At 70.8% G+C, this 17,358-nt stretch carries 11 protein-coding genes and 1 tRNA gene; 2 read left to right on the top strand and 10 right to left on the bottom strand.

The annotated features are described in order from the left end of the window. Nucleotides 1-4: 4 nt before the first annotated feature. From mobC to OG959_RS20710, 4 genes are all read right to left on the bottom strand, one after another. Nucleotides 5-556 carry a plasmid mobilization relaxosome protein MobC gene (gene mobC / locus OG959_RS20725; protein WP_326660538.1) on the bottom strand — a complete coding sequence of 184 codons (552 nt, stop codon included), beginning with the start codon at nt 554-556 and terminating at the stop codon, nt 5-7. Between the two features lie 323 nt (nt 557-879). Further along, nucleotides 880-1,734 carry a DUF2637 domain-containing protein gene (locus OG959_RS20720; protein ID WP_326660536.1) on the bottom strand — a complete coding sequence of 285 codons (855 nt, stop codon included), beginning with the start codon at nt 1,732-1,734 and terminating at the stop codon, nt 880-882. A 416-nt stretch (nt 1,735-2,150) separates the two neighbouring features. Next, nucleotides 2,151-3,446 carry a DUF3631 domain-containing protein gene (locus OG959_RS20715; protein ID WP_326660535.1) on the bottom strand — a complete coding sequence of 432 codons (1,296 nt, stop codon included), beginning with the start codon at nt 3,444-3,446 and terminating at the stop codon, nt 2,151-2,153. Nucleotides 3,447-3,679: 233 nt separating this feature from the next. Further along, complete coding sequence (locus OG959_RS20710) at nt 3,680-3,910, bottom strand: hypothetical protein (RefSeq protein ID WP_326660533.1); 231 nt, start codon at nt 3,908-3,910, stop codon at nt 3,680-3,682. A gap of 94 nt (nt 3,911-4,004) precedes the next feature. Here OG959_RS20710 and OG959_RS20705 point away from each other — a divergent pair, with 94 nt between their 5' ends. Both OG959_RS20705 and OG959_RS20700 read left to right on the top strand, forming a co-directional pair. Further along, nucleotides 4,005-4,706, top strand: a complete 702-nt coding sequence (locus OG959_RS20705; RefSeq protein WP_326660531.1) for a helix-turn-helix domain-containing protein — start codon at nt 4,005-4,007, stop codon at nt 4,704-4,706. Then, the gene (locus OG959_RS20700; RefSeq protein ID WP_326660529.1) at nt 4,703-6,316 is read left to right on the top strand and encodes a tyrosine-type recombinase/integrase; all 1,614 of its coding nucleotides are present in this window, start codon (nt 4,703-4,705) and stop codon (nt 6,314-6,316) included. Before OG959_RS20705 ends, OG959_RS20700 begins: the two co-directional genes overlap by 4 nt. Nucleotides 6,317-6,443: 127 nt before the next feature. Here OG959_RS20700 and OG959_RS20695 read toward each other — a convergent pair. From OG959_RS20695 to OG959_RS20670, 6 genes are all read right to left on the bottom strand, one after another. Continuing rightward, nucleotides 6,444-6,517 (bottom strand) — tRNA-Thr (locus OG959_RS20695). A gap of 98 nt (nt 6,518-6,615) precedes the next feature. Further along, nucleotides 6,616-8,166, bottom strand: a complete 1,551-nt coding sequence (locus OG959_RS20690) for an alpha/beta hydrolase (RefSeq protein ID WP_326660526.1) — start codon at nt 8,164-8,166, stop codon at nt 6,616-6,618. A 104-nt stretch (nt 8,167-8,270) separates the two neighbouring features. Then, entirely contained in the window at nt 8,271-9,476 is a 1,206-nt protein-coding gene (locus tag OG959_RS20685; protein ID WP_326660524.1) for a DNA polymerase III subunit delta', read from the bottom strand. A 242-nt stretch (nt 9,477-9,718) separates the two neighbouring features. Then, the gene (tmk, locus tag OG959_RS20680; protein WP_326660522.1) at nt 9,719-13,009 is read right to left on the bottom strand and encodes a dTMP kinase; all 3,291 of its coding nucleotides are present in this window, start codon (nt 13,007-13,009) and stop codon (nt 9,719-9,721) included. A 365-nt stretch (nt 13,010-13,374) separates the two neighbouring features. After that, nucleotides 13,375-16,245 carry a type I DNA topoisomerase gene (gene topA, locus OG959_RS20675; RefSeq protein WP_326660520.1) on the bottom strand — a complete coding sequence of 957 codons (2,871 nt, stop codon included), beginning with the start codon at nt 16,243-16,245 and terminating at the stop codon, nt 13,375-13,377. Between the two features lie 313 nt (nt 16,246-16,558). Continuing rightward, complete coding sequence (locus OG959_RS20670) at nt 16,559-16,756, bottom strand: hypothetical protein (protein WP_326660518.1); 198 nt, start codon at nt 16,754-16,756, stop codon at nt 16,559-16,561. Nucleotides 16,757-17,358 lie beyond the last annotated feature (602 nt).

Genomic DNA, 17,358 nt, shown 5'->3' with positions numbered 1-17,358 from the left:
CGGATCAGACCACCCTTGCGTGGGTGGGCTCGCGCAGGGCCGCGGCGATGAGGGTGAGCAGGTCGTGGAGTTCGTCGAGACGCTGCCGGATGTCGGGCGGGGTGTAGTCGCTGTTGAGGGCGCGGGCGATCTGGTTGACGTTGACGCCGGTGCGGTTGAGGGCGCGCAGAACCTGGGCTCGGAAGATGTGGGTGCGGCGTCGGTCCTCGGACAGGGGGAGGTTCGCGGTGAAGCGGCCGTCGAGGAAGGCGAGGACGATGTCGGCGGCGAACCCGGATTCGCCCTTGTAGCCGTGCTCGGCTGCGGCCTCGCGCAGGCTGGTGTGCTCGTCATCGGTGAAGCGCATGGGGCCGACGCGCTTGGTGCGTTTGTCGCCGGTGAACCGGCGGATCGTTGGCTGGACGCTCTGCACAGCGGGCTCGCTGACGGCGAGGGCGGCGGCGCGTGTTGGGCGGAGGATCGCTTGCTGGCTGGCGTGAAGAGTGTCCGGGTCGGGGCCGTTCTCGGTCACGACCTTCTGGTCCGGCGCCCCCTGGCGCTGGGCCGTCTCCGCCACCCCTGGGGCGGAGACCCCCGAAGACCGGCCTTGAGTCGGACTCGGGGTACTACTGGCTCCGCCAGGGGCAGCCCGTCCGAACGCCCGACGCAAACGCTCCGTCAGCGTAGGTGACTGCGAAAACGCAGACGGCTCGGTGTGGGTGTCGTCGGGCAGGTGCTGGTTGTGCGTCAAGGAAGATGCTCCAAGTACGTCTGGGCTTACGGGGTGGCGATGCCTACGCGGCACGGCCATCGCGTTGGCCACGGCTGTGGAAGTCTGCGAATCGGTTGGCCAATGCTCGGGTGACCGGAAGGGTTCCGGTCACCCGAGCAGGCCAGGCGTCAGCGCCTGGAGACCTCGATACCGACGGCTTCGAGTTCCGGCCGAAGCCGCTCCATCACCTCGGTCTGCCGCTCACTGCCGATCGTCAGGTCTCGGTCCTTCACAGCCGCTCGGAGCAGGCCGCGCGTGAGTTTGCCGTGCTGATGACCGGTGGCCCGGCCGATATCCGTCAGCTCCGCGATGGTCGCCTTCGGCGGTCGGCCACCGCTCGGTTTGCTATCTGACGTCTGGGACGCAGGTTCCGTCCGCTCGTTATTCGAGGCTTGCGCACCATCGGGAGGGGAATCCGTTCGGTGGCTGTGGCTGATGTCGCCGACCGACCGGTCTTGTGCCTGTGCGGAACCGGTGTCCGAGCCGTCGTCGGACGGTGCGACGAGCTGGTGGATCTGTCGCATCAGGACGCCGAAGGCGACCATCGCGGCGGCCGGAGGAACAGCTGCGACCACGTAGTCGAGGAACGGGACGCTGCGCGCGTTGTCCGTGCCGCTGACCCCGGCGACGTTCAGCGCGATCGAGCCGACTGATCCGGCAGCTGTCACGGCTATCGCCCAGGGGTCGGTTGTCCGGCGCAGCACCGCGCGCAGCATGAGCAGTTCGCCCGCGACGATGAACGCGTCCAGAGTGGCGGGCCAGGCCCAGCGGCGGATGCGGGATGCGCCGAGCCCGTGCTGGCCGGCGACGTCGGCGAGGTGCGCGTAGGAGAGCCAGAACGCTCCGGCTGTCAGCGCGACGATGACGAGGCCGGCCGCACCGAGGACGAGTTGCTCGGCGTCAGCCCGCTTCTTCGGCTTCTCGTCGCTGCGGGCGTCGTCTCGTGGTCGTGTTGGTTGCGTGGTGAGGTGCGGGGCGGTCAAGAGGGAAGCTCCTGGGGGTAGTGGCGTGGGGCGTCTTTGCCGTCTTGGCCGTTGCACGTGCAGGTCAGCGCGGGACGGCAGCGCTCCGGACATACCGTTTCGGCAGGCAGCGCCACCGTCTTGTCCTGACTCGCGACAAGGAGGTGGCAGCTTCCTGCCAGGGCGCAGCCTGCCGCTGCCGGGACGGCTGCTTCGCGGCATCCGTCCCGGCGAGCAGGGCGGCGACCGGCGGCGATACGGCAAGGACGCCTGGGACGGGGCAAGACGGATCCGGGCGGTGTCTCCTGACTGGCGCGCTACCTGCGCGGAGACGCCTGCGTTGCCGTCTTGCCCTCGGCTGCCGTCTTGCCGGTATGTGCTCTGACCTGCGAGATCACGGCAGGGACGGCAAGTACGGCAACCAGGGAGGGTGGGGTTCAGTCCTCGCCGCGGGGGGCGAGGACCGGGTGGACGGTGGGGCAGTACCGCCGCCAGGCGTCGAGGAACTTGTTGCGCGTGTAGCCCTTGCGCTGCGACCGGTCGGCCATACGCACGTTGCCGGGACGGATGTCGTAGTCGCGCAGCATCGCTCCGAGTTCCCGGGAGGTCAGGCCGTAGCGCCCCCGCTCTCCCCACGGAGCTTCGTCGTCCGCGTTCAGGTGGTAGAGGAGATCCGCGGTGGAGAGGCTGTCCGCCTCACGCTGGGCGAAGAAGACCCGGCGGATGTCGGCGAGTATGCGTGCCCCGCTGGGATGGTCCTCCTCGGCCGCCACTTCGGCGGCGACCATCCGCGCGCAGGCAATCCGCGCGAGCCGGGGCCAGCTAGCGCCTGCCAGGTCGGCAACGATCACCAGGGGCTCCCATGTGTCGGCAGCACGGTCCTCAACCGGCATGTCCGGTTCCAGGTCTGCGGCGTCCTCCAACAGTGGGCGGGCCCAGGTGTGGATGCGGTCGCGCAGCTCGTGCAGGGCCGGGATGTCGCGCCGTGAGCGGAAAGGCTTGACCTTCTCGCCATCGGCCCGGCGCCGCATGCGGATGACCACCGACCGGTCCATCACCGTGTCCGGCAGGTCCCCGATACCCGCGATGGCCGCCATCGCGAACGTGGCGAACTTGTGCGGGGTGTGGTCGTTGCCGACGACCCGCGTGACATACCGGCCGCGCTGATGACCGGCGTTGAGCAGGCCACGCGTCTCCTCGTTCTTCTCCGCGACCTTGGGGCCGAAGATGGTGTCGGCCTCGTCCACCAGCAACGTCGGTGGCTCGTCCTCGTTGATCGAGCGGAAGATGGCCGCTGGTGTGGTGTTGATGGTGAGCATCGGCTCGTGAACCGTCTCAGTCAGCACGTCCAGGAGCCGCGACTTGCCGCAGCGCTTCGCCGGCCCCACCACCGCCAGACGTGGGGCGTGCTGCCACGCGGGCTGGAGATGTGTTGCCGCCACCCACAGGGTGATCGCGTCCAACGCCTCCGATGAGGGAGGGATCACGAACTGGGCTATCTGGGAACGCAGTTCGTCAAGCAGCTCCGAGCCCGGTGTCGGCTCCGCGTCGGGGATGGCCTCCAGCCTGTCCGCAGGATCCGCTTCGCTGGCGCTGGCGTCGGCCGTACCGTCGCTCGGGTCCGCCGCGGCACTGTCAACTTGCGAGTGGGCGCTCGGCCGGCCGGGGATGGCTGTGGCGGGCCAGGTCGCTCGGGCGGGGGCGGAATAGGACTCGGGGTCCTCGGGTTGCACTGGGCGACTCCTCGTCTGGCGGCGTTGGGCTAGCACGCCCCTGCCGCCGGGTCGGTTCTCACGGGATTGCTGGGGAGTCTCGGGGCCTCCGGCGTTGCACCGCCGGAGGCTCTCCCCCTTCTCGCGGGGCTTTCGGCACCGCGAGCGACCACGGACAGTACGTCCACGCCGCACCACAGTCCAGCGTTTCTGTGTCAGCTCAGCGCAGAAGCCCCCGACATCCATCTGACGCCTCACGCTGCCAGCCCCAGTAGGGACAGCAGGTCTGCGGTCACCACCCGGTAGGCGTTCCCGAGCCTGAGCACCTTGCACGGGTACTGGCCACGCTTGGCCAGCTCATACCCCTTGCTCCGCCCAAGCCCCAGAGCCCGGTTGCCCGTCTCCAGGTCAACGGACACAGGAAGCTCCAGAAGCTCCTCGCGGCTCATCCCCTTCGCCCGGCCGGCCTCTTCGTTCTCACGCATGCGCGCTCCATCCATGACTGAGCCCACGGCGAACGCGGCTGCCGCGCTCGTCTCCAGGTCTTGGAATCAACGCTAAGCAAGCTAATGTGTCTACATGACACAACGCCGCAGCCATCATGGATCTAAGAAGGCCGACGACGAGGACGACGTCCTGGAGTGGGTGGATCAGGTCATGGCCACCGTGGCCATCGAGGTCCGCAGACGACGGAAGGAACTGGGTTGGAGCGCGCAGGACTTGGCCGACAAGTGCGCGGAGATCGGCCATCCGATCCCCCGCAACGTGATCGCCAACATGGAGTCCGGGCGCCGCTCCAACCTGCCTCTGGTCGACGTCATGGTCCTGGCCCAGGCACTGAACACCCCGCCCATCTGCCTCATCTATCCCGTCGGCTACATCGACGACGTACAGCAGCTCCCGCTCCAGGACTCCACCTCCGCACTGAACGCGCTGCGCTGGTTCACCGGGGAGGAGACCGAACTCGGCGCGGACGACGACATGCTCCGCTACTTCCGGGCTCATCACGCCGCCCAAGAGCGACTGCGAAGCGCGCGACGCGACGAGGAGTACGCCCGCTACCACGCCCAGACCGCACCAAATGCCGACCGGAAGGCCGAGGCCCTCCGCTCCCAGGCCCGTGCCGCCGAGGCGGCCGACGACGCCGAAGACCGCCTGCGCAGGGTTCGCGCCTTCATCGAGGAAGAGGGCGTCACGCCCCCGTTTCTGTGGCCGGACGTGGCCGGCGTAACCGACTCCCCCGAGAGCGATCCCGACACCACCGAGGAGAATGATCTTTGAAGGGCTCCACCTACCGCCGCTGCTCCTGCCGCGACCCCAAGTCCGGCAAGGAACTCGGCACCTCCTGCCCCAAGCGCAACAGCAGGAACCACTGCACCTACTCCGTACGCCAGGAGCTCTCACCCCGCGAGGACGGCAGCCGCCGCTCCTTCGCCCGGGGCGGATACGGCAGCCTCAAGCCCGCCCAGGCCGACCTCGACCACGTACGCGCCCTCCTCGGACTCGCCGACTCGGACGACCCCGAGGGCACCGAACTCATCGCCGAGATGCTGGCCGAGGTCAGCCGCGAACGGTCACCCCTGCCGGAGGTCGAGGAGACGAGGCGGCGGCTCAACGCCGGCCAGGACCTCATCGGCAGCCTCACCGTCGCCGAATGGCTCGACCGCTGGCTGGCCGGCAAGCGCATACGCAAGTCCGGCCTCAACCGCTACGAGACCGACATCCGCATCCACCTGAAGCCGCACATCGGCGGCCGGCGCCTCGACCGGCTGCGCGTCAGCCACCTCAGCGAGATGTTCACCGACATCCGCGACGCCAACGCCCAGATCCTGGAGGACAACACCCAGCGCCGAGCCGCGATCGACGAACTGGCGACCGTCCCGTGGAAGGGCGCGGACAACCGAGCCCGCCGCAAGGCGATGAAGGCCGCCATCGACGAGATGCCGCCCTACCGTCGCATCACCGGACCCGCCACGCGCCAGCACGTCAAGGCCACCCTCCGAGCCGCTCTGAACGACGCGATCGGGCAGCAGATCATCACTTTCAACCCCGCCGCCCACGTCGAGATCGACCCCGTACGCAAGCCGAAGGCGCTCGTATGGACCGACGAGCGGGTCGCCAAGTGGGAGCAGACGGGCGAGAAGCCGTCCCCGGTCATGGTCTGGACACCCCAGCAGACCGGCGCCTTCCTCGACTTCGTCGCCAAAGACCGGCTGTACGCCATGTGGCACCTGATCGCCTTCCGTGGCCTGCGCCGGGGCGAAGCGTGTGGGCAGCCCTGGTCGGAGACCAACCTCGCCACCCACTCCCTCACCGTCTCCGCCCAGCTCGTCCAGGACGGATGGGACGTCGAGACCTCCGAACCCAAGACCGACAGCGGCTTCCGCGTCGTCGCACTCGACAATGACACCGTCGAGGTCCTGGAACACCACCGCGCACAGCAGAACGCGGACCGAGCAGAGTGGGCCGCAGCCTGGGTCGACACCGGCCTCGTCTTCACCCAGGCCGACGGCTCCTGGCTCCACCCCGGCAAAGTCACCGACCTCTTCGAGAGGCTCGTCGCCGCGTCCGGCCTCCCACCCATCCGCCTCCACGACCTCCGGCACGGCGCGGCCACGCTCATGCTCGCCGCCGGCATCGACGTCAAGATCGTCTCCGACACCCTCGGACACAGCGACACCCGGATCACGCGGGACATCTACCAGAGCGTCCTGCCTCACGTCGGAAAGAGCGCGGCCGAGGCCGCGGCCAAGCTGGTCCCCCTCCAGCGGCGGACCGAGGCCGAGCAGGCCGCCCGCAAGGCCGCGAAGGCCGCCAAGAAGGCGAAGACCAAGGAGAAAGCCCAGGCCATGAGCAAGAGGAAGGGCAAGGCCAAGCGGCCCAAGAAGTAGATCGCTGAGCCGCTCCGCTCACGCATCGCTCACGCATGCACTTCCACGACATCCCGTCGTGCGGCTCGTCACGCCCCGGGCATGAAAAAACCCCAGGTCACGGCGAGTGAGTCCTGGGGTAATTCCGAGCCGCCTTCGGGATTCGAACCCGAGACCTACGCATTACGAGTGCGTTGCTCTGGCCAACTGAGCTAAGGCGGCACGCCCTGTCGCACCATGATGCGATCAGCAGCGACGCCAAGTCTACACAGTTTCGAGGGGTGCTCCGTACCGCCCCGATTCCACGCCTCAGCCGCAGGTCAGGAGCACTTCTTGCCGTCGTCCGGCGCGGTGCCCTCCAGGAGATACGTGTTGATCGCCGTGTCGATGCAGTCGCTGCCGCGGCCGTACGCCGTGTGCCCGTCGCCCTCGTAGGTGAGGAGCGTGCCCGACGACAGCTGGCCGGCCAGGGACTGCGCCCACTTGTACGGGGTCGCCGGGTCCCGGGTGGTGCCGACGACCACGATCGGGGCGGCGCCCTCGGCCTTGATGGGGTGCGGGGTGCCGGTGGCGGGGACCGGCCAGTACGCGCAGTTCAGGGAGGCCCAGGCGAAGCCCTTCCCGAAGACCGGCGAGGCCTTCTCGAAGGTGGGCAGGGCCTGGGTGACCGCCTGGGAGGTGGCGAAGGCGGGCGGGAGGTCGAGGCAGTTCACGGCCGCGTTGGCGTACATGAGGTTCGCGTACGTGCCGTTCGGCTCGCGCTCGTAGTAACTGTCCGCCAGGGAGAGCAGCCCTGAGCCGTCGCCCGCCTCGGCACCGGTGAGCGCCTCGCGGAGCTGGGGCCAGGCCGTCTCGTCGTACATGGCGGCGATGACGCCCGTGGTGGCGAGGGACTCGCCGAGCTTGCGGGACTCACCCGTGGCGATCGGCTTCGCGTCGAGGTCGCTGAACAGCTTCTTCAGGTTCGTCGCCGCATCGGCGGCGGACGTCGTGCCGAGCGGGCAGTCCGCCTTCTTCACGCAGTCCGCCGCGAAGGACTGGAACGCGGTCTCGAAGCCCGCGGTCTGGTCCCGGTTCATCTCGGCCGAAGGAAGCGAGGGGTCCATCGCACCGTCGAGCACGAGGCGTCCCGCCCGCGCCGGGAAGAGCTCGGCGTACGTCGCACCCAGGAACGTTCCGTACGAGGCGCCGACGTAGTGCATCTGCTCGTCCCCGAGGAGCTCCCGCAGGATGTCCATGTCGCGGGCCGTCTCCACGGTGGAGACGTGCGGCAGGATCTCGCCCGAGCGCTGCTCGCAGCCGGTGGCGAACTTCTTGAACGAACTGCTCAGCTTCGTGACCTCGACGGCGTCGTCGGGGGTCTGGTCGACCTGGGTGTAGGCGTCCATCTGTGAACCGGTGAGGCACTCGACGGGCTCGCTGCGCGCCACCCCGCGCGGATCGATGGCGACCATGTCGTAGCGGGCGCGCACCTGGGCGGGGTAGCCGATCGCGGCGTATCCCTGGAGATAGCCGATGGCCGATCCGCCGGGACCTCCGGGGTTGACCAGGAGGGAGCCGATCTTCTTGCCGGGACCGGTGGCCTTCTTGCGGGAGACCGCCAGCTTGATCTCGCCGCCGTCCGGCTTCGCGTAGTCGAGCGGCGCCTTCATCGTGGTGCACTGGAATCCGGTGACCCCGCAGTCCCGCCAGCCCAGTTGCTGGGCGTAGAACGGCTTCAGCGCCGCCGGTACGGCGGAGGGTGTGGCCGAGGCCGCCTGCGCGGGCGACGAGGCTCCCGTCGTCGAACCCCCGTCGGTACAGCCGGAGATGAGGAGGCCGGCGGTGCCGAGCGCTAGGGCGAGGGTGCGGAGCGGACGCCTGGTATGCATGTCGGGAGCGTAGCCGCCGGGCGTCGGCTCGTCCGATTCCCTGCTCTTTCGGGTGATTCGGAGATCGGCCGGCCTGTGCGACCGTCGCGCCGTGACCGGCGGTCTCAGCCCGCCCGCAACGCCATCGTCATCGCCTCCACGGCGAGCAGCGGCGCCACATTGCGGTCCAGGGCCCGGCGGCAGGCGGTCACCGCCTCGATCCGGCGCAGGGTGCGCTCCGGTGTGGACGAACGGGCGATGCGGTCGAGGGAGTCCTGGGCGTCCGCGTTGGCGATGGCGATCCGGGAACCCAGCTGCAGGGCGAGCACATCGCGGTAGAACCCGGTCAGTTCGGTGAGCGCCAGGTCGAGGCTGTCTCGCTGGGTGCGGGTCTTACGGCGCTTCTGCCGGTCCTCCAGCTCCTTCATCACCCCTGCGGTACCCCGCGGCATCCGGCCCCCGGCCGAGGCGCCGAGTGCGGCCTTCATGTCTTCCGTCTCCTTGACGTCGACGTCCTCGGCCGCCTGCTTCGCGTCGTCGGTGGCGGTGTCGATCAGTTCCTGGGCGGCCTTGAGGCAGCCGCCGATGTCGTCGACCCGCAGCGGCAGTTTCAGGACGGCCGCCCTGCGGGCACGCGCCCGCTCGTCGGTGGCGAGGCGGCGGGCCCGGCCGATGTGTCCCTGGGTGGCGCGGGCGGCGGACGCGGCCCGCTCCGGATCGATACCGTCGCGCCGGATCAGGACATCGGCGACGGCGTCGACCGACGGCGTGCGCAGCGTGAGGTGGCGGCAACGCGACCGGATCGTGGGCAGCACATCCTCCAGCGAGGGCGCGCAGAGCAGCCACACCGTGCGCGGCGCGGGCTCCTCGACCGCCTTGAGCAGCACATTGCCCGCGCCCTCGGTGAGGCGGTCGGCGTCCTCCATGACGATGACCTGCCAGCGCCCGACGGCCGGCGAGAGCTGGGCACGGCGGACCAGCTCGCGGGTCTCCTTCACGCCGATGGACAGCAGATCGGTGCGGATCACGTCGACATCGGCGTGCGTACCGATGAGGCTCGTGTGACAGCCGTCGCAGAAGCCGCAGCCCGGCGCCCCGCCCAGGGCACGGTCCGGGCTGGTGCACTGCAGGGCGGCGGCGAAGGCCCGGGCGGCGGTGGACCGGCCGGAGCCCGGGGGGCCGGTGAACAGCCAGGCGTGGGTCATCTTCGAGCCGGGCGGCACCGGCTGCCCCGTGGAATGTGCGGTGACCAGCGCGTCGGCGTCCCGGGCGGCGGCGCCGAGCTGCTCCTGAACGCGGTCCTGGCCGACCAGGTCGTCCCATACGGACATGGGTCACCGCCCTTCCGGTGGTGTGCGAGCCGAGCCGCCGTTCCGGTGGAACGGGGTGCGGCCCGTGTGGCTCTCGTCACGGCTGTCACGACTGTCGCCGTGATGTTCGTCGGTCCGGTTTCCCATTGTGGGGGACGGGTCTGACAATCCCGGCAGACTGCCGGCGAAACGAAGCCGGCCCGGACGGCCGGACGCCGATGGCCCCGCGCCTGTTCGCGCGGGGCCATCGGCGTCGTACCCGGTCAGCGACGCGGGCGGCGTCCCCGGCCCCTGGGCCCGGGGTCCTCGTCGTCGTGGTCGCCGAGCAGCTCGTCCGCCAGCGTGGGCAGATCGTCCAGCGGCGTCTCCTCCGCCCAGTCCGGGCGCGGACGCCCCGGCCGGCCGGACGCCCCCTGCCGGTCCCGGTCCGCGGGCGGGTTCGCCTGCGGGTCGGTGATCTGCGGCAGTTCGCGGGTGCGCTCGTTCTCGCCCTCCGGGGCGGAGGCCGCCGGGCGCTCGTCCCGGAAGATGCCGCGCGGTACCCGGTCCGCGGGGTCGGCGTCGCGTGCGGAGTTGTGCCGCCCCTCGTCCCGTACCGGCGGCAGCACCGCCGTCTCGTCCGCCGCACCGGGATGCCCGGGCGCGTCGGAGATCTTCGGGATCATCGCCGTCTCGGCCTCGTCCGAGGGCCAGGGCGCGGACGGCGACGCGCTGCGGGGCCGGCCGGAGCCGGACTGCGGATCCACCGGGGAAGGCACCGGCTGCGTGATCTCGTTCGGATTGACGATCGGGGTCGGCACCGTCAGCTCGCTGTCCGACACGGAGGGCTCGGACGACTCGGACCGCCCGGACGACCCGGGCCGCCCGGACGACCCGGACCTCTCGGTCGCACGCGAAGCCTGCGCGGCCTCGGCGGCCTCCGCGTCGGCTTCCGCCTGCGCGGCCGCCGCCCGGGCGCGGGCGCTCTCCGCGGCGGCAGCGGCCTCCGCCTCTGCCTGCCTCCGGGCCGCCTCGGCCCGGAGCAGGGCCTCCTCCGCCTTGCGCTGCTTTTCGAGCCGCCGGGCCTCGGCTTCCTGGCGCAGCCGGGCCTCTTCCTCGGCCTGGCGGCGCAGCCGGGCCTGCTCGGCCTCGCGGGCCGCGTCCTCGGCCTCGACCCGGGCGCGCTCCTCCTCGGCGATGCGGCGGGCCTCCTCGGCTCGCTGCCTGGCCTCCTCCGCCTGGCGTTCGGCCTCGCGCCTGCGGGCTTCCTCCTCCTCGCGGCGCTTGCGCTCCTCCTCCTCGGCGCGGAGCTTGGCGAGCTGCTCCTGGCGCTCGCGCTCCAGACGCTCCTCCTCCGCCTTGCGCGCGGCCTCCTCCTCGGCGAGGCGCCTGGCCTCTTCCTCGGCGGCCTTGCGGGCCTCTTCCCTGGCCTTGATCTCGGCCTCGGAGAGCGGAAGGAGCTGGTCGAGCCGGTGGCGTACGACCGTGGTGATCGCCTCCGGTTCCTGGCCGGCGTCCACCACCAGGTAACGCGTCGGGTCGGCGGCGGCCAGCGTCAGGAAGCCGGAGCGGACCCGGGCGTGGAACTCCGGCGGCTCGGACTCCAGCCGGTCGGGCGCTTCGGTGAACCGTTCCCTCGCGGTCTGCGGGTCGACGTCCAGAAGCACCGTCAGATGCGGTACGAGTCCGCTCGTCGCCCAGCGCGAGATCCGGGCGATCTCGGTCGGCGCGAGATCACGGCCCGCGCCCTGGTAGGCGACGGACGAGTCGATGTAGCGGTCGGAGATGACGATCGCGCCCCGCTCCAGCGCCGGACGCACGACCGAGTCGACGTGCTCGGCGCGGTCGGCGGCGTACAGCAGTGCCTCGGCCCGGTTGGAAAGCCCTGCCGACGAGACGTCGAGCAGGATCGAGCGCAGCCGTTTGCCGACGGGGGTCGCACCCGGCTCGCGGGTGACGACGACCTCGTGGCCCTTGGCACGGATCCACTCGGCGAGCGCCTCGACCTGGGTGGACTTGCCCGCTCCGTCACCGCCCTCCAGGGCGAGGAAGAAGCCGGTCCCGGCGGGCGCGACCGCCGGGTCGCCCCCACGCAGCGCCTCGCGCAGATCGCGGCGCAGCGGCACTCCGGAACGGTCGTCCGTCTTCGCGAGGACGATCGCGGCGACCGGCAGCAGCAGGGCACCGATCAGCATCAGGGTGAAGGCGGCGCCGCCGTGCGCGAAGACGAAGTCGCCCGCGGTCAGCCGGTGGGTGCCGATGGCGGCGGCCACCAGCGGGCCGCCGACCGCGCCGAGCGCGATCAGGACCCGGACGACGGCCTGGAGGTGCTCGGTGGTCCGGGCCCGGCGGAACTCCTCGGTCTCCTGGTCGACGAGCACGTGGCCGGTGTTCGCGGCGACACCCGCCGCGTATCCGGCGAGTACGGCGAGCAGGAGGACGGTCGCCGTGTCGGGCACCAGGCCCATCGCCAGGAGGGCGACTCCGGTGACGGCGGTGGCCAGGGAGAGCAGCCGCCGCCGCGACAGGGTGGGCAGCACCTTCTGGGCGGTGCGGATGCCGACACCCGTACCGCCGGTCAGGGCGAGGATCAGCAGGGCGAAGGTGGCGGGGCCGCCGCCGAGGTCGGCGGCGTCCAGCACGGCGACGGCGGCCGCGGCCGCGATGGCGCCGGCGACCGCGGCGCAGGTCGCGACGATCAGCGGGACGGCGCCGGTGCGGCCCTTGTCCGGTCCGCTGCCGGCGGACGGCCGGCGCAGCCCCTCCAGGGGCGAGCGCGGACGGGGCGTCGGCGTGCCGGGCAGTTCCAGGAAGTACAGCGTGGAGATCGAGGCGGAGAACAGCCCGGCCGCGACGTACGAGCCGAGGGCCGCCTGGTGGAAGGAGAACCACTCCAGGCCCGAGCCCAGCAGGTTGCCGATCAGCGTGGCGACCAGCAGAACGGCCGCGGCGGCGGGAACGGCGGCGAAGTCCGTACGCAGGGACAGCCGGCGCAGTGAGTCGAGGTGGTCCGGCAACGGGCGCACCGCGGCGCCCTCGATCGGCGGCGCGGGCAGCAGCGCGGGCGCCGCCCCGTCCTTCGCGATCGTCCACAGGCGCTCACCGGCGCCGGTGACGAAGACGGTGATGAGGATCATCATGAGCGCCCTGTCGGGCATCCAGTCGATCCACAGGGGCGCGACGACCAGCAGCGCGAGCCGCAGCCCGTCGGCGCCGATCATCAGCCATCGCCGGTCGAGCGGCCCTCCCGGCGCCGTCAGGGTCGTCAGCGGCCCCAGGAGTACGGCTCCGAAGAGCAGGGTGGAAATAATCCGGGCCCCGAAGACGGCGGCGACGGCGAAGGCCGCCCCGCGGTATCCGGATCCGAATGAGCCCTCAAGGACCGCCGCTTGCAGCGACAGCAACACCAGCACGAGAAGGGCGAGTGCATCGCCGGTACTGCCGACGAGCTGGGCGCTCCACAACCGCTTCAGCGGGGGAACACGCAACAGGGCTCGTACGGCGCGCTCGCGTGAGTCTGCGGCAAGTGTGTCGGAGGTGGGGCTCACGACCGTTGGCTGCTCGGCTCGCGTCATCCGCCCAGCCTATCGGGAGCGGGACGGTGCCCGGGGTCCGCGTCCGAACATACGGCCGTCGACCTCACGATCCGACCCATCCGACAAGCATGCGGACCCGGCTTCGGGAGCCACGGCACCAGTCCTCGCCCCTCACGAGCCCACGGCCTCTCCGCCCCACCATCCAGCCCCTCCGGCGTTTGAGGAGCGGGGGTCCGGGGGCGGAGCCCCCGGTTACGGGAAGGGGCGGGGAGGGAACAAGGCCCGCCGCAGGCGCACCCCACCCCACCGGCCCCGACTCCCGCCCGCCCGGGAAACGGCAACGGCGGAGGGGCTGGACACGCGTCCAGCCCCTCCGCCGTTCAGGCCCCCAGGACCCAGAAAGGTCAGTCCTCCGCGGAAGCCGAGGAAGCAGCCGTCTTCTTGACCGCGGTCTTCTTCGCCGCAGTGGTCGTCTTCTTCGCCGCAGTCGTCTTCTTCGCCGCGGTCTTCTTGGCAGCCGTAGCCGTCTTCTTCGCCGCGGTCGCCTTCTTGGCCGGCGCCTTCTTTGCCGGGGCCTTCTTCGCCGTCTTCTTCTTGGCCGGCCCCTTGGCCCGCTTCTCGGCGAGCAGCTCGTAGCCGCGCTCCGGCGTGATGTCCTCGACGCTGTCGTCGGTCCGCAGCGTCGCGTTCGTCTCGCCGTCCGTGACGTACGCGCCGAAGCGCCCGTCCTTGACGACGACCGGAGCACCGCTCACCGGGTCGGTCCCCAGCTCCTTCAGCGGCGGCTTGGCAGCGGCCCGCCCGCGCTGCTTCGGCTGGGCGTAGATGGCGAGGGCCTCTTCGAGCGTGATGTCGAAGAGCTGGTCCTCGGAGGTCAGCGACCGCGAGTCCGTGCCCTTCTTCAGGTACGGGCCGTAGCGGCCGTTCTGCGCGGTGATCTCGACGCCTTCGGCGTCCTCGCCGACGACACGCGGCAGCGACATCAGCTTCAGCGCGTCGGCCAGCGTCACCGTGTCCAGTGACATCGACTTGAAGAGCGAGGCCGTCCGCGGCTTCACCGCGTTCTTGCCGGTCTTCGGGGTGCCCTCGGGCAGCACCTCGGTGACGTACGGGCCGTAGCGCCCGTCCTTGGCGATGATCTGGTTCCCGCTGACCGGGTCCGCGCCGAGCTCGAAGTCGCCGCTCGGCTTGGCCAGCAGCTCCTCCGCGTACTCGACGGACAGCTCGTCGGGCGCCAGCTCCTCGGGCACGTCCGCGCGCTGGTGGCCCTCGGAGTCCTTCTCGCCGCGCTCGATGTACGGGCCGTACCGGCCGACCCGCAGCTTGATGTCGTTGCCGACGGGGAACGAGGAGATCTCCCGGGCATCGATCGCGCCGAGGTCCGTGACGAGCTCCTTGAGCCCGCCGAGGTGGTCGCCGTCGCCGTTGCCCGCGTCGGAGGCCTTTCCGGCGCCGGCCGCGTCGTCGCCCTCCTGCGCACCGAAGTAGAAGCGCTTCAGCCACGGCACGGACTGGGCCTCGCCCCGCGCGATGCGGTCGAGGTCGTCCTCCATACGGGCCGTGAAGTCGTAGTCGACGAGCCGGCCGAAGTGCTTCTCCAGCAGGTTGACCACGGCGAACGACAGGAACGACGGTACGAGCGCCGTGCCCTTCTTGAACACGTATCCGCGGTCGAGGATCGTCCCGATGATCGAGGCGTACGTCGACGGACGGCCGATCTCGCGCTCTTCGAGCTCCTTGACCAGCGAGGCCTCGGTGTAGCGGGCCGGCGGCTTGGTCGCGTGGCCGTCGACGGTGACCTCGTCGGCGGTCAGCGCGTCGCCCTCGGCGACCTGCGGCAGCCGGCGCTCACGGTCGTCGAGCTCGGCGTTCGGGTCGTCGGCGCCTTCGACGTACGCCTTCATGAACCCGTGGAAGGTGATCGTCTTGCCGGAAGCGGAGAACTCGGCGTCCCGGCCGTCACTCGCCCGGCCACCGATCTTGACGGTGACGGAGTTACCGACCGCGTCCTTCATCTGGGAGGCGACGGTCCGCTTCCAGATCAGCTCGTAGAGCCGGAACTGGTCACCGGTGAGACCGGTCTCGGCAGGGGTGCGGAAGCGGTCGCCGGAGGGGCGGATCGCCTCGTGCGCCTCCTGCGCGTTCTTGACCTTGCCGGCGTACGTGCGCGGCTTGTCCGGCAGGTAATTCGCACCGTAGAGCTGCGTGACCTGCGCACGGGCCGCGGAGATCGCGGTGTCCGAGAGGGTCGTGGAGTCGGTACGCATGTAGGTGATGAAGCCGTTCTCGTACAGCTTCTGGGCGACCTGCATGGTGGCCTTGGCCCCGAAGCCCAGCTTCCGGCTCGCCTCCTGCTGGAGGGTCGTCGTACGGAAGGGGGCGTACGGGGAGCGGCGGTACGGCTTCGACTCGACGGACCGCACGGCGAACGTGGAGTCGGCGAGCGCGGCGGCCAGGGCGCGGGCGTTCGTCTCGTCCAGGTGCAGCGTCTGGGCGGAGCCGGCCTTGAGCTGCCCGTCCGGACCGAAGTCGCGGCCCTGGGCGATGCGGCGCCCGTCGACCGCGCTGAGGCGGGCGGTGAGCGTCGAGGGGTCGGAGGCGTCACCGGTCCGGCCGGTGGCGAACGTGCCGGTCAGGTCCCAGTACTCGGCGGAACGGAAGGCGATGCGCTCGCGCTCCCGCTCGACGACGAGGCGGGTGGCGACGGACTGGACACGGCCCGCCGACAGTCGCGGCATGACCTTCTTCCACAGGACCGGCGAGACCTCGTAGCCGTAGAGGCGGTCGAGGATACGGCGGGTTTCCTGGGCGTCGACCATGCGCTGGTTGAGCTCGCGCGGGTTGGCGACGGCGGCCCGGATCGCGTCCTTGGTGATCTCGTGGAAGACCATCCGGTGGACCGGGACCTTGGGCTTGAGCACTTCCTGCAGGTGCCACGCGATGGCTTCGCCCTCGCGGTCCTCATCGGTGGCGAGGAAGAGTTCGTCGGACTCGGCCAGAAGCTGCTTGAGCTTCCTGACCTGGGCCTTCTTGTCGGCGTTGACGACGTAGATGGGCTGGAAGTCGTTCTCCACGTCGACGCCGAGACGGCGTACCTCGCCGGTGTACTCGTCCGGCACCTCGGCGGCGCCGTTCGGGAGGTCGCGGATGTGCCCGACGCTCGCCTCGACGACGTATCCGGGGCCGAGATAGCCCTTGATCGTCTTCGCCTTGGCAGGCGACTCGACGATGACGAGTCGGCGGCCGCCCTGTGCGGTCTCGCTGGTCGGGGACAACTTCGCTCTTCTCTCCGGTCGACGCTCGGTGGGCATCAGGGCAGCGCGATGGCGCTGCCGACAGTGCTGTCGCTGCGGAGTGTGACGGTACAACCCGCCCCCGTGTCAAACGGCAAAAGCCCGCAACGGCCACTCGAACGGTAACCCGACTTCCGCCATTCCTGCCGCCCGGCCCGCTCCGTCCGCCGTCTGCGCGGCCGCTGCCTGCGGGTTTCGGCGGCGCTGTGGCCGCCCTGCGGACGAGAAGCCCCCGGGGCGGCCGGCCCGGGCGTGTTCCCGGGCGGGCCCGGGCGGCCGGGGGGCCGGAGCGGGTTCAGATGCGAGTGAGGCACCACACCCCGAGGACGAGGAAAAGTACGCCGAACACAGTGGCGAGTGCGGTGGAGGCGACGGGGCTCACCCCGTGCGCCACCGGCGCACGGTGCAGCACACGCGCCCCCGTCCACAGCAGCAATGCGGTGCCGAACAGCGTGAACACCGTTCCGGCGAAGACAGCAGGTCCGCTCTCCATACCCGTACGCCTCCCCGTCCCGGCGCGGCCCGGCACGGTCTGCCCGCCCGGTGCCGCCCGGTTCGGGGGGAGGTTCCCACCGCGGAACGTCGCAGGCACGAACTCCGGGTGAACAGCCGGGCCGTGGTGGACATCTCACGGTTGACGCGCCCCCGATGCATCACCGCAGGCGTGGCAACCATGGCCGAATTCACATCATGGCGCGGTCCGGTCCCCGCGCCGCACGGCGCTGCGTTCGAACTCCGTCGGCCGTACGAAGGGTGAGCAGCGCGGACCCCGCTCCTGTCACACCTTCCCCTGTACCGCCGCCTCGGCCCCGGTGCTCGGCAATGGAGACGTCTTCCGCGGACAACTCAGGTTCGGCTCAGGCCTCGTAGCGCTTCGGCGGAACGTCCCCGACGGCACGCGTCCACGCCCGCAGGTCCGGGCAGTACCCATCCGGAATCCGGTGCCGGAGCAGCAGCCATGCCGCAGCACCGGGGTAAGGCACTGGTGACAAGGCCCTCCGGCACATACGCCAGAGGCACCCGGCCCCGGACCGGAGCCCGCCCCCGGGGCTCAGCGGACCACTGACGAGCAGCCCTGAGCAGGACGCAGCCCGC

It is taken from the genome of Streptomyces sp. NBC_00385 (genome assembly GCF_035917155.1).
Taxonomy (GTDB): Bacteria; Actinomycetota; Actinomycetes; order Streptomycetales; family Streptomycetaceae; genus Streptomyces; species Streptomyces poriferorum.
This window is presented reverse-complemented; position numbering and strand designations above follow the sequence as displayed.

Coding starts and splice junctions, on each gene's coding strand:
- OG959_RS20670 (WP_326660518.1), bottom strand. CDS start 16,756: ATGGAGAGCGGACCTGCTGTCTTCGCCGGAACGGTGTTCACGCTGTTC.
- OG959_RS20685 (WP_326660524.1), bottom strand. CDS start 9,476: ATGTCCGTATGGGACGACCTGGTCGGCCAGGACCGCGTTCAGGAGCAG.
- tmk (WP_326660522.1), bottom strand. CDS start 13,009: ATGACGCGAGCCGAGCAGCCAACGGTCGTGAGCCCCACCTCCGACACA.
- OG959_RS20690 (WP_326660526.1), bottom strand. CDS start 8,166: ATGCATACCAGGCGTCCGCTCCGCACCCTCGCCCTAGCGCTCGGCACC.
- OG959_RS20705 (WP_326660531.1), top strand. CDS start 4,005: ATGACACAACGCCGCAGCCATCATGGATCTAAGAAGGCCGACGACGAG.
- OG959_RS20710 (WP_326660533.1), bottom strand. CDS start 3,910: ATGCGTGAGAACGAAGAGGCCGGCCGGGCGAAGGGGATGAGCCGCGAG.